11 protein-coding genes are annotated in these 12,263 nt (G+C 69.6%); 5 read left to right on the forward strand and 6 right to left on the reverse strand.

Translation table 11 applies throughout. The features are described 5' to 3' along the window. Positions 1-47: 47 nt before the first annotated feature. From C9992_RS02280 to C9992_RS02290, 3 genes are all read right to left on the reverse strand, one after another. Positions 48-743: a coenzyme F420-0:L-glutamate ligase gene (locus C9992_RS02280; protein ID WP_106813963.1), complete on the reverse strand. Its 696-nt coding sequence runs from the start codon at positions 741-743 to the stop codon at positions 48-50. Next, complete coding sequence (locus C9992_RS02285) at positions 740-2,092, reverse strand: RNA polymerase sigma factor (protein ID WP_235007927.1); 1,353 nt, start codon at positions 2,090-2,092, stop codon at positions 740-742. Before C9992_RS02285 ends, C9992_RS02280 begins: the two co-directional genes overlap by 4 nt. 272 nt (positions 2,093-2,364) lie before the next feature. After that, complete coding sequence (locus C9992_RS02290) at positions 2,365-3,285, reverse strand: proteasome assembly chaperone family protein (RefSeq protein WP_106813965.1); 921 nt, start codon at positions 3,283-3,285, stop codon at positions 2,365-2,367. Positions 3,286-3,371: 86 nt separating this feature from the next. On the opposite strand from C9992_RS02290, the gene C9992_RS02295 reads away from it, so the two are divergent. The 3 genes from C9992_RS02295 to sucB all read left to right on the forward strand — a co-directional run bounded on the left by C9992_RS02295 (position 3,372) and on the right by sucB (position 8,121). Next, the gene (locus C9992_RS02295; RefSeq protein ID WP_106814592.1) at positions 3,372-4,856 is read left to right on the forward strand and encodes a leucyl aminopeptidase; all 1,485 of its coding nucleotides are present in this window, start codon (positions 3,372-3,374) and stop codon (positions 4,854-4,856) included. After that, positions 4,853-6,226, forward strand: coding sequence for a dihydrolipoyl dehydrogenase (lpdA, locus tag C9992_RS02300; protein ID WP_106813966.1), 1,374 nt, complete (start codon positions 4,853-4,855; stop codon positions 6,224-6,226). Before C9992_RS02295 ends, lpdA begins: the two co-directional genes overlap by 4 nt. A gap of 62 nt (positions 6,227-6,288) precedes the next feature. Next, the gene (gene sucB / locus C9992_RS02305; RefSeq protein WP_106813967.1) at positions 6,289-8,121 is read left to right on the forward strand and encodes a 2-oxoglutarate dehydrogenase, E2 component, dihydrolipoamide succinyltransferase; all 1,833 of its coding nucleotides are present in this window, start codon (positions 6,289-6,291) and stop codon (positions 8,119-8,121) included. A 19-nt stretch (positions 8,122-8,140) separates the two neighbouring features. Here sucB and C9992_RS02310 read toward each other — a convergent pair whose 3' ends face one another. Beyond that, entirely contained in the window at positions 8,141-8,353 is a 213-nt protein-coding gene (locus tag C9992_RS02310; RefSeq protein WP_106813968.1) for a hypothetical protein, read from the reverse strand. Further along, positions 8,350-9,411 (reverse strand): hypothetical protein, encoded by a 1,062-nt coding sequence (locus tag C9992_RS02315; RefSeq protein ID WP_106813969.1) that lies wholly within the window; start codon positions 9,409-9,411, stop codon positions 8,350-8,352. The genes C9992_RS02310 and C9992_RS02315 overlap by 4 nt, the downstream gene beginning before the upstream one ends. A 123-nt stretch (positions 9,412-9,534) precedes the next feature. Here C9992_RS02315 and C9992_RS02320 point away from each other — a divergent pair, with 123 nt between their 5' ends. Further along, positions 9,535-10,245, forward strand: coding sequence for a DUF4191 domain-containing protein (locus C9992_RS02320; RefSeq protein WP_106813970.1), 711 nt, complete (start codon positions 9,535-9,537; stop codon positions 10,243-10,245). 60 nt (positions 10,246-10,305) lie between these two features. On the opposite strand, the gene C9992_RS02325 is transcribed toward C9992_RS02320, so the two are convergent. Continuing rightward, positions 10,306-10,698, reverse strand: coding sequence for an RDD family protein (locus C9992_RS02325; RefSeq protein ID WP_235007929.1), 393 nt, complete (start codon positions 10,696-10,698; stop codon positions 10,306-10,308). 131 nt (positions 10,699-10,829) lie between these two features. Between C9992_RS02325 and glnA the strand changes: the two genes are divergently transcribed. Continuing rightward, on the forward strand, positions 10,830-12,254 hold the full coding sequence (gene glnA / locus C9992_RS02330) for a type I glutamate--ammonia ligase (protein WP_106813972.1): 1,425 nt from the start codon (positions 10,830-10,832) through the stop codon (positions 12,252-12,254). Positions 12,255-12,263: the final 9 nt, after the last annotated feature.

Raw genomic sequence — 12,263 nt, forward strand, 5'->3', positions numbered from 1 at the left:
AAGGGCGCGGCACCCGTATGGATGCCGCGCCCTTCCGCGCGTGTGGATCAGACCGCCCGGACGATGCCGAGCGGCGTGGACTGGTGCCCCTGCCCCAGCGGGTTGTCCTTGAGGATGGCGACCAGGCGCCGCTCCCCCTCCTTGTCGAGCGTCGAGCCCAGGATGTTGCCGCCGAGGTCGTTGATGTCCACGACGGCGACCTCCGCGACGGAGCCCAGGAGCGCCTTGAGACGCTGCGCCACCTCGCGCGGCCGCTCGGGCCCCAGCACGACGGCCTTGTTGTACGGCGGGATCGTGCCCGAGGTGGGACCGTCGATCGCACGTGCCTTGTCGCCGGCGATGCGGTAGAAGTCACCCTTGCGGCCGAACAGTTTGGTCACGGCCGATACGGCCGCGGCGACGAGGATGCGCGGTGTGCCGCACTCGCGAAGGGCCATCTCCATCGTCTCGGGCATCCCGAGGCCGATGCCATAGGGCGTGCGCGTGACGTACTTCGACAGGAAGAGCGCGAGCTTGCGGGGCGTGATGTCCTCCACCAGGTACGAACGCCCCTGGGTGATGGCGACGATCTTCTCCGTGACGAAGAGCACGTCCCCGTCACGGACGGCGTCTGCGGCGTACTCGCGCACGAAGGAGTCGAGGTCGTCGCCCGGCATCACGACCCGGGTGCGGATCGGGATGCGGGCGAACGACGAGCCCTCGACCTGGACGGTGAGCGCCTTGCCGGCGTTCGCCTCGCTCACTCGAGGTAATCCCGCAGGGACTGCGAACGGGAGGGGTGGCGCAGCTTCGCCATGGTCTTGGACTCGATCTGGCGGATGCGCTCACGCGTGACGCCGAACGTGTCGCCGATCTGATCCAGCGTCTTCGGCTGGCCGTCGCCGAGCCCGAACCGCATGCGGATGACGCCCGCCTCGCGCTCTGAGAGCGAGTCCAGCAACGACTCGAGCTGGCGCTGCAGCATCGTGAAGCCCACCGCGTCGGCGGGGACGACCGCCTCGGTGTCCTCGATGAGGTCACCGAACTCGCTGTCCCCGTCCTCACCCAGCGGTGTGTGCAGCGAGATCGGCTCGCGGCCGTACTTCTGCACCTCGATGACCTTCTCGGGGGTCATGTCGAGCTCGCGGCTGAGCTCCTCGGGCGTGGGCTCGCGGCCGAGGTCCTGCAGCATCTGGCGCTGCACGCGCGCCAGCTTGTTGATGACCTCCACCATGTGGACCGGGATGCGGATCGTACGGGCCTGGTCCGCCATGGCACGCGTGATCGCCTGGCGGATCCACCACGTCGCGTACGTCGAGAACTTGAAGCCCTTGGTGTAGTCGAACTTCTCCACCGCGCGGATGAGACCGAGGTTGCCCTCCTGGATGAGGTCCAGGAACTGCATGCCACGGCCGGTGTAGCGCTTGGCCAGCGACACCACGAGGCGCAGGTTCGCGCCGAGCAGGTGGCTCTTCGCGCGCTGGCCGTCGCGGGCGACCCACTGCAGATCCAGACCCAGCTGGGACGCCTTCTCGGCGGGCGACATGTGCGAGAGCTTCTCTTCGGCGAAAAGGCCCGCCTCGATGCGCATGGCCAGCTCGACCTCTTCGGCCGCGTTCAGCAGCGGCACCTTGCCGATCTGCTTGAGGTAGTCCTTGACCGGGTCTGCGGTGGCGCCGGTGATCTGCGTCGAGTAGACGGGGACGTCGTCCTCGTCGCTGGACGAGATGACGATGGCACCGGTGGGAAGCGGCTCGGTGAACGCCGGCTTGGTGCTCTCCTCCTCGTCCTCCTCGTCTTCGGCTGCCGATGCGTCCTCGGCGCCGGTCTTGCCGTCCTTCGCGGCGGGAGCCGCCTGGGCGTCGGCACCGTCGTCGTCGGCGTCCTCGTCGATGTCGTCGGCGTCCAGTTCGACGTCGTCGTCGAGCTCCTCGACGTCGTCCTCGAACTCGTCGTCGGACTTCTTGGTGCGCTTCGAAGCGGTCTTGGGGGCCGCCTTCGCCTTGCCGGCACCCTTCCCGGCGGCAGCCTTGGTGGTGGCCGAAGCCTTCTTCTCGTCCGTCTCGGTGTCCTTCACGGCCGAGCGAGCCTTGGTGTTCGTGCCTGGAGTCACGTTTCGCCTTTCACCGGTCTGCGCGTGACGCGCCGTCCGGTCGGTTTCGGACACTAGTAAGACCCTTGTCAAGTCCGGATCTTCGGCCGGTGCGCCGGCGAAGAAGGTTGACAACGGGTCAGAGCGTCTAGTATCTCATACTTGCCGTGCGCCGCCAGCATCGCTCTGCGGAGTCGGCGCACCTCCATCTCCAGATGCAACGCATCGGCGCCGCCGGGAATTCCGCAGCGGCGCGGGTCTCCCCGCGATCAGACGCCGAATCGATGCGTGGATCAGGATCCGCGCTTGTCCTCGTCTCCGGGGCGGGTGGCCAGGAACCGCTCGAGCTCGGCAGCGAGCTCGTCTGCACTCGGGAGATCGCCGGTGTGGATGATCGGTGTCGCCTGGGTGGAGCCCGCCATGTAGGCGTCGTACCGCTCCTCCAGCCCTTGGATCATGCGCCCGAGCTCTTCACTGCCGTCGATCTGCTCCGTGACCTTCTCGAGGTATTCGCGGTTCTCGTCGCGCAGTTCCTCGCCGGCGAAGACGAGTCCCGTCGCGACGGTCAGACTGTCCAAAGCCGCCAGCGCGGCGGCCGGATACTCGGTGTCGCCGAGGTAGTGGGGCACCAGCAGCACGAACCCCGCGACACGGACGCCGGCCGCAGCCAGCCGGTACTCGAGCAGGTGACCGGCGGTGGCCGGCACTTGCGTGTGCGGCTGCCACACCGAGTGCGCCTCGGTCAGCTCCGTCCTCGTGCCGCTGACCGTGGTGCCGATCGGACGCGTGTGAGGCACCGGCATCGGGATGGCGTGCACCCATGTGACGGTCGAGACGCCGTACACGTCGGTGAAGTCGAGCACGGCTTCCGCGAAGGCGTCCCATCCGAAGTCCGGCTCGTATCCCGCCAGCAGCAGGAAGGGCTGTCCGAGAGCATCGTGGGCGAACGACAGCTCCAGGCGCTGCGGACGGAAATCAGTCAGGTGATCCTTCTCGAACGAGACGATCGGGCGGCGGGCGCGATAGTCCAGCAGAGCGTCGTTGGAGAACACCGCGAGCGGTGTGGGCACGAGCTCGTCGCGGAAGTAGTCGATCACGCGGCTCACCGCGCTGCCCGCATCGGTGAACCCGGTGAGGGCGATCACCAGCGGCAGACCGCGCGGGACCGGCGGCGCTGAGGCCGCACGCTCGAACAGCGGGCCGGGAAAGGGCATGGACCCATGCTACGAGTCGCGCGCGTACGCCGGGTCGCGCCCGTCGCGCTCAGAGCGAACACCCTCGGCTCCCTAGGATGGAGATCATGTCGTTCCCCGACCTCGAGTACCGCCTCACCCCGATCCGAGAGTCAGACGCCGACGCACTGCTGCTGGCACTCCCCCCGCTCGAGGCGGAAGGTCCGGCGGATCTCTCCGACTGGCCGGGACTGCCAGAGGCGCTGTCCGGCGTCGGATTCACCGGGGCTCCCGGGTCCTTGGTGCGCGTCTACGCACCGGAGACCACCACGCGGCCCCTGGCGGTCGTCGGAACAGGGTCGGCTCCGGATGCCGCGACGCTGCGTGATGCGGTGGGTGCAGCCATCCGCTCCCTCACCGGGTTCGCGACCGTCGCGGTGGCCGCACCGGCTGCCGATCCGGCGCTGTGGACCGCCATGGCGGAAGGGGCCGCGCTCGGCGGGTATCGCTTCGACGGCTACAAGAGCGACTCCGGCAAGCAGCGCGCATCGCGCGTGATCGTCCACGGCGACGCGGATGCCGACGATGCGGCACTGCGGCTGATCAGGGAGACCGCGGCATCCGTCGCCCTGGTGAAAGACCTCGTCAACATCCCCGCCGAGTGGCTCGGTCCTGCCGACCTCGCCGAGCGCGCGGCCGCGGAGGTCGCAGAGCTGCCCGTCACCGTGCAGATCCTCGACGAGGTAGCCCTGCGCGAGCAGGGTTTCGGAGGCATCCTCGGCGTCGGTCAGGGCTCGGACCGCCCGCCGCGCCTGGTGCGGTTGGAGTATGCGCCCGAAGGAGCGACGCGGCACGTCGCGCTCGTCGGAAAGGGAATCACCTTCGACACCGGCGGGCTCTCGCTCAAGCCGGCCGCATCCATGGTGGGCATGAAGTACGACATGGCAGGAGCGGCCACCGTGCTCGGCGTGCTGCGGGCCGTGGCATCCGTCGAGGCTCCCGTCAAGGTGTCGGCGTGGCTGTGCCTCGCCGACAACATGCCGTCGGGGCGTGCGACACGGCCGGGCGACGTGCTGCGGATGTTGGACGGCACCACGGTCGAAGTGCTCAACACCGACGCCGAAGGCCGGCTCGTGCTGGCCGACGGGCTCGCCGCCGCGAGCCGTGAACGTCCCGATGTCCTCGTGGACGTGGCGACGCTGACCGGTGCGATCCTCATCGCGCTGGGCACGCGCCACACCGGTGTGATGGGCGACGACGACGCAGCGGCTGCCTATCTGGCCGCGGCCGCTCACGCCGGCGAGCCGGCGTGGCAGCTGCCGCTTCCGGCGCACATGGTGGAGGAGCTCGACTCCCCCATCGCCGACCTGCAGAACGCGAAGATCGGCGACCCGGCCGGCGGATCCCTTTTCGCAGGACTGTTCCTGCGTCACTTCGTCGGCCGGACGGGCGACGAGGCCGATGCTCCCCGCATCCCGTGGGTGCATCTCGACATCGCCGGCAGCGGCACCCACAAGGGCGCGCCGTACGGCTACACCGACAAGGGGCCGACTGCCGCGACCGTGCGCAGCTTGGTCCGCTTCGTCCTGGACCTCGCTGAGGAGGCACGATGACCGACCACACCTTCGATCTCGTCATTCTGGGCGGCGGCAGCGGCGGCTACGCCGCGGCGCTGCGGGCCGCGGAGCTCGGCAAGAGCGTGGCTCTCGTGGAGAAGGACAAGGTGGGCGGCACGTGCCTGCATCGCGGATGCATCCCGACGAAAGCGCTCCTGCACGCGGCAGAGGTCGCCGACACCGCGCGGGATGCCTCGACGATCGGCATCCGCGCGACGCTGGAGGGCATCGATCCGGCCGGTGTCCGGGCGTATCGCGAGGGCATCGTCGCCAAGAAGTACAAGGGCCTCGAGGGTCTCGTGAAGGCGCGCGGCATCACGGTCGTGAAGGGCGAGGGCCGTCTGGAGTCGGGACCGGCCGTCCGGGTCGGAGAGGACGTGTACCGGGGCACCGACGTGGTGCTCGCGACCGGTTCGTACAGCCGCACCCTTCCCGGTCTCGAGATCGGCGGCCGCATCCTCACCAGTGAGCACGCCCTCGAGCTGGACGACATCCCCAGCCGGGTCGTGATCCTCGGCGGCGGTGTGATCGGCGTCGAGTTCGCCAGCGTCTGGCGCTCCTTCGGCGCCGACGTCACGATCGTGGAGGCACTGGACCACCTGGTGCCGAACGAGGACGTCACCCTCAGCAAGGGACTGGAGCGTGCGTTCCGCCGACGCGGCATCCAGTACTCCCTCGGCGTCCGGTTCCAGGCGGCGACCCAGACCGCCGACGAGGTCACCGTCACCCTGGAGGACGGCAAGAGCTTCACCGCCGATTACCTGCTCGTCGCCGTCGGACGCGGGCCCGCGACGGCGGGACTGGGCTACGAGGAGGCCGGGGTCACGGTGGACCGCGGCTTCGTCATCACCGATGAGCGGCTGCGCACCGGCGTGCCGCACGTCTGGGCGGTCGGCGACATCGTCCCTGGCCTTCAGCTGGCGCACCGCGGCTTCCAGCAGGGGATCTTCGTCGCGGAGGAGATCGCCGGGCTGCGGCCGGTCGTCATCCCTGACACGCACATCCCGAAGGTCACCTACAGCCACCCCGAGGTCGCCTCGGTGGGTCTGACCGAGCAGCAGGCGACCCAGGCGCACGGGGCGGACGGCGTCGTCGCGTACGAGTACAACCTCGCGGGCAATGGAAGAAGCGAGATCCTCGGGACCAGCGGCGTCGTCAAGGTGGTGCGGGTCAAGAACGGCCCCGTTCTGGGCGTGCACCTCATCGGAGACCGTGTGGGCGAACTCATCACCGAAGGGCAGCTCGCCGTCGGCTGGGAGGCGCACCCCGAAGACATCTCGCCGTTCGTCCACGCCCACCCGACGCAGTCCGAGGCGCTCGGCGAGGCCTTCCTCGCGCTTGCGGGCAAGCCGCTGCACGCGCTCTGACCCTTCGGGCCCGGCCCGATCACTAAGCTAGATCCGATATTTCTTCAGAAGGAGACATCCTCATGAGCACATCCGTGGTCCTCCCCGCTCTCGGCGAGAGCGTGACCGAGGGAACGGTCACCCGCTGGCTCAAGAACGTCGGCGACACGGTCCAGGCGGACGAGGGCCTGCTCGAGATCTCCACGGACAAGGTGGACACCGAGATCCCCTCGCCGGTCAGCGGCGTCATCGAGGAGATCCTGGTGCAGGAGGACGAGACGGTCGAGGTCGGCGCCGTGCTGGCCAAGATCGGCGACGGCTCGGGCAGCACCGAGGCAGCACCCGCACCGGAGGTCGCGACGGCAGAGGCCCCGTCGGCACCTGCCCCGGAGGCGGCGCCCGCGGAGGCTGCGCCGGCTCAGGCCGCGCCTGCCGAGGCCGCCCAGGCCGCTCCGGCCGCGGCTCCCGCCGCTGACGCGGCCCCGGCTGCCTCCTTCAGCGGCAAGGAAGTCGTCCTTCCGGAACTCGGTGAGAGCGTCACGGAGGGCACCGTCACCCGCTGGCTCAAGCAGGTCGGCGACGAGGTCGCCGTCGACGAGCCGTTGCTGGAGATCTCCACCGACAAGGTCGACACCGAGATCCCGTCGCCGTTCGCGGGTGTGCTCCAGGAGATCCTCGTTCCCGAGGATGAGACGGTGGCCGTCGGCGCTGCGCTTGCCCGCATCGGCGAGGCCGGTGCACCCGCCGAGGCTGCTGCGGCTCCGGCACCCGCCGAGGCTTCGGCACCCGCGCAGCCCTCGGCACCCGCGCAGTCCTCGGCACCCGCGGCTCCGGCCGCCGCGCCGGCTCAGGCCCCGGCACCTGCCGCGCCGGCCCAGCCCTCGGCACCCGCCGCCGCGCCGGCTCAGGCTTCGGCACCTGCCGCGCCGGCCCAGCCCTCGGCACCTGCGGCGCCCGCCCAGACTGCGGCGGCCCCGGCTGCCCCGGCCATCGTGGCCGAGGACGACGGCATCACCTACGTCACCCCGCTGGTGCGCCGTCTCGCGCAGCAGCAGGGTGTGGACCTGTCCACGGTGAAGGGCACCGGCGTCGGCGGGCGCATCCGCAAGGAGGACGTGCTGAAGGCTGCCGAGGCTGCGGCCGCTCCCGCCGCGGCAGCGGCTCCTGCGGCGCCGGCGCCGGCACCGCTCGAGGTGTCGCCGCTGCGTGGGACCACCCAGCCGATGTCGCGCCTTCGCAAGGTGCTGGCGCAGCGTGCGGTCGAGTCGATGCAGTCGACGGCTCAGCTGACCACCGTCGTGGAGGTCGACGTCACCAAGCTCGCGGCGTTCCGCGACAAGGTGAAGAACGACTTCCTCGCGAAGACGGGCGACAAGCTGTCGTTCCTGCCGTTCTTCGCTCTCGCGGCGGCCGAAGCGCTCCAGGCGTACCCCGTCATCAACTCGACGGTGGATGGCGACCAGATCGTGTATCCGGCGACGGAGAACCTCTCCATCGCGGTCGACACCGAGCGCGGTCTGCTCACCCCGGTCCTGCGCGACGCGGCCACGAAGAACCTCGCTCAGATCGCACACGAGATCGCCGACCTCGCCGCACGCACGCGCGACAACAAGCTCAAGCCCGACGAGCTCGCCGGCGGGACGTTCACGCTCACGAACACCGGTTCTCGCGGCGCATTGTTCGACACTCCGGTGGTGTTCCTGCCGCAGACGGCGATCCTCGGCACCGGCGTCGTGGTCAAGCGCCCCGGTGTGGTCACGGTCGACGGCAAGGACGCGATCTCGGTCCGCTCGTACGTCTACCTCGCGCTGTCCTACGATCACCGCGTGATCGACGGGGCCGATGCCGCCCGCTTCCTCGGTGCGGTCAAGTCCCGCCTGGAGGCGGCCGCGTTCGAGGGTCAGCTCGGCATCTGATCCGGGCCGCCCGAAGGCTCTACGGCTGCTGCGCGACGTCATGCACGTCGCGCAGCAGCCATTCGTCGTTCTCACGCACGATCACCACGAGCTGCGCCGCGGCCTGTCCGGACGCCGCCTCCACGCGGAGCACGGCGAGGTCGCCGAAGTCATCCAGCAGCGTCACGGTCCGCTCCTGCGTCGCCAGATCGATGACGCCGCCGGCGGGGAGGGCGGTCGGATCGACCGTCACCGCCGAGAGACAGTCGATGTCGGTGCCGCACGTGCGCCGGGTTCCCCCGCCTCCGGGGTCGCCGTCGTCGTGTCGTTGCCCGAGCCGGTCCGGGTTCCGACCGCGTCGTCGGCGGGTGGAGGTGCCGTCTGGGCAGCGGTGCCGGTCGCCACTCCGCCGGCCGACGGCCACAGTGCTCCGCCCGCGAGCACCGCGGCAGCCACGGCGCCCCCGACCAGCCAGGGCGTGCGTCGGCGCGGTGACCTCGGTGGACGGTCGGCGCGCAGCCGCCTCCAGACGGCCGTCGTCGCACGCGACACGCTGTCGGCCAGGTCGTCGTCGACCCCGGCGATCAGAGAGTGCCACAGCGGCCGCGCCGGCGGGTCAGGCGGCCCACCGCTGCCGTCGGCCCGGCTCACAGCATGCGCGGGAGACGCGGTGCCGGCCGCCTGCCGGGGCGCCAGGTTGACGGTGCTCAGCGGCTCGGGGGCGGCGACGGCGAACAGCGCATCCTCCGCGGCCGACAGTTCGCGCAGAGATACGCGCTCCGCCGTGAGCGAGCGCAGCACGTCGTCCCACACGCGGGCGAGCTCCGGGTCCACGGCGGCGCGCTGAAGCGCGCCGACGGCACCATCGAACGCGTGGTCGGCGGTCGCCTCGGTGGCGAGGATCGGTCGTCCGGAATCATCGAGCCACCACTCCCCCGTGATGTCGCGCCTTCCGATCACCTGGGCGCATCCGCGGAGGACGCTGACGCCGAGCGTCACGGCCTCCCCAGGGCTCAGCGGCGCGCGCCGGGCGCGGCGGCCGACGAAGTCGTCGAGTCGCTCGACGCACAGCGGAAGCACGACATCGTGCCCGTCCGTGCGCCGCGCCACGTCCAGCGCCGCGAGCACGTGACCCTCTGGTGCGGCATCCCACCCGCTCCATCCCTCGCCGAGCGTCACGGCATCGACGAGCACCCGCGACTCACCGTCGGCGGCGCGCACCAGAGTGCCCGGCCACGGGCCGTCTTCTCTCGCGCGGACGGCTCGCACGACGCGGTACGGAGCACCGAGGATGCCGTCGGATGGGGTCACCCGCCCAGTCTTCGGGGAGTCGTCGGCCGCGTGCGCATCGACGAGGAATCTGGGGACGAAGCCGTGACTTGCGCGGCTGGGGAGGAACCGAGGACGAGCCGGCGGAAAGGTAGGCTGGAGGGTATGGCCGCGCGCAGCACCGCCCCCGAGAAGGGCCCGGGATTCTTCTCTCAGATCCGCACCCTCTACACCTTCACGCAGAAGGAGTTCCGCTGGCTGCCCTTCCTGCTGGCGGGCATCCTGCTCGTCGGCATCGCCATCGGGGTGGGCATCGGCTTCCTCATCCCGCCGGTCGCCGTGTGGAGCGTCATCCTGTGGGGTGTGACCGGCCTGATGCTCGGCGTCCTGGCATCGATGATGACGATGACGCGGCTGTCCACGCGCGCGATGTACAAGAAGATCGACGGGATGCCCGGGGCGACCGGGCACGTCATCTCGACGTCGCTGGGTCGCAAGTGGCAGGCCAGCGAGATGCCGGTGGGCATCAACCCCAAGACGCAGGAGGCGGTCTATCGCGCGATCGGGCGCGGCGGCGTGGTGATCGTGGGCGAGGGCGCCCGCGGACGCCTCACCCGCCTGGTCAACGACGAGCGCGCGAAGGTGCAGCGCGTCGCCTCCGGTGTTCCGGTCACCGTGCTCTACGTGGGGCACGGTGAGGACGAAGTGCCGATCGCCAAGCTCGCGCCGACCATCAAGGCGCTCCCCAGCAAGATCGACCGCGCCACGATGGCGGCCGTCATCAAGCGCGTCGAGTCCGTCTCGCAGTCGCTCACGTCTCTGCCCATTCCGAAGGGCATCGACCCGACGAAGGTGCGCGCACCGCGTCCACGCTGAGCGCCCGTCCTCGGCCCGCACGTCGCGGGCCGCCTCTCGACTGGCGGCCGGCGACCTGCGTCAGGAGCGGATGAGGACCGTCCCGGCGGCCTTGTCGTGGAGGCCGCGCTGGTCGGCATCCCAGATCACCGCGGGGATGGCGAGAACCAGAAGAGCCGTGCGGATGACGGGGCGCCAGAGCCCGACCCAGGCCCCGTCCAACCGCACCAGGCGCAGGCCGAAGATGCGGTGACCCGGGCTTCCCTGCAGGGTGGGCAGGAACACGATCTGGATCGCGGCGAAGATCGCGAGGATCGCCAGCGGGTCCCACCCGAAGAAGCCCGAGATCAGGTACGCGGCGCCGTAGTCGAGGAACAGCGCGCCGACGCGGCGGCCGACGCGGCCGACCGATCCCGTTCCCTCGCGGGGAAGACCGAGGCGCTCTCCGGGGTAGTCCTGCGTGCTCTGCGTCACTTCCTCAGCGTACCCAGGTCGCCGTAACATCCCCGAAACACAAGTGATACTGCCGGGCAATGCCCTGCCGGTAGCTTGCCAGCAAGCCCGCCCGTACGGGCCGATCCGAATGCCCTACCTCTGGAGTCTTCATGTTCAAAGATTCATCCGAGGTGCTCAAGTTCATCAAGGACGAGGACGTCAAGTTCCTCGACATCCGTTTCACGGATCTTCCCGGTGTGCAGCAGCACTTCAACATTCCGGCCTCCACCGTCGACGAAGAGTTCTTTACGGTCGGCCAGCTGTTCGACGGCTCCTCCATCCGGGGATTCGCGAACATCCACGAATCGGACATGCAGCTGATCCCGGACGTCTCGACGGCCTACCTCGACCCGTTCCGCGAGGCGAAGACCCTCATCATGGTCTTCGACATCTACAACCCCCGCAACGGCGAGATCTACGCGAAGGACCCGCGCCAGGTCGCCAAGAAGGCCGAGAAGTACCTCGCGTCGACCGGCATCGCCGACACGGCGTACTTCGCACCGGAGGCGGAGTTCTACATCTTCGACGACGTGCGCTACGAGGTGAAGCAGAACTCGAGCTTCTACTCCGTCGACTCGGAGGAGGGCGCCTGGAACACCGGTCGCGCGGAAGAGGGCGGCAACCTGGCGAACAAGACGCCGTACAAGGGCGGATACTTCCCGGTCTCGCCCGTCGACAAGACGGCGGATCTCCGCGACGACATCAGCCTGCGCCTCATCGAGGCGGGTCTGCAGCTCGAGCGCGCGCACCACGAGGTGGGCACGGGCGGTCAGCAGGAGATCAACTACCGCTTCGACACGATGGTGCACGCGGCCGACGACATCCTGAAGTTCAAGTACATCGTCAAGAACGTCGCCAACGAGTGGGGGAAGGTCGCCACCTTCATGCCCAAGCCGCTGTTCGGTGACAACGGCTCCGGCATGCACACCCACCAGTCGCTGTGGCTGGAGGGCAAGCCGCTGTTCTACGACGAGAAGGGCTACGCGCAGCTGTCCGACACGGCCCGCTGGTACATCGGCGGCATCCTCGCCCACGCGCCCGCGCTGCTCGCGTTCACCAACCCGACGCTCAACTCGTACAAGCGTCTGGTGAAGGGCTACGAGGCGCCGGTCAACCTGGTGTACTCGGCCGGCAACCGCTCGGCGGCGATCCGCATCCCGATCACCGGTTCGAACCCCAAGGCCAAGCGCATCGAGTTCCGCGCGCCGGATGCCTCGGGCAACCCGTACCTCGCCTTCGCGGCGCAGCTGATGGCGGGCCTCGACGGCATCCAGAACCGCATCGAGCCGCACGAGCCGGTCGACAAGGACCTGTATGAGCTTCCGCCCGAGGAGGCCAAGAACATCCCTCAGGTGCCGAACTCGCTGCTCGACTCGCTCGAGGCACTGCGGGCCGACCACGAGTTCCTGCTCAAGGGCGGTGTGTTCACGCCCGAGCTCATCGAGACGTGGATCGAGTACAAGATCGAGAACGAGATCCAGCCGCTCAACGCGCGCCCGCACCCGTTCGAGTACGAGCTGTACTTCGGGGTGTAAGCACCAGAT

It is taken from the genome of Microbacterium timonense (assembly GCF_900292075.1).
GTDB classification, from domain to species: domain Bacteria; phylum Actinomycetota; class Actinomycetes; order Actinomycetales; family Microbacteriaceae; genus Microbacterium; species Microbacterium timonense.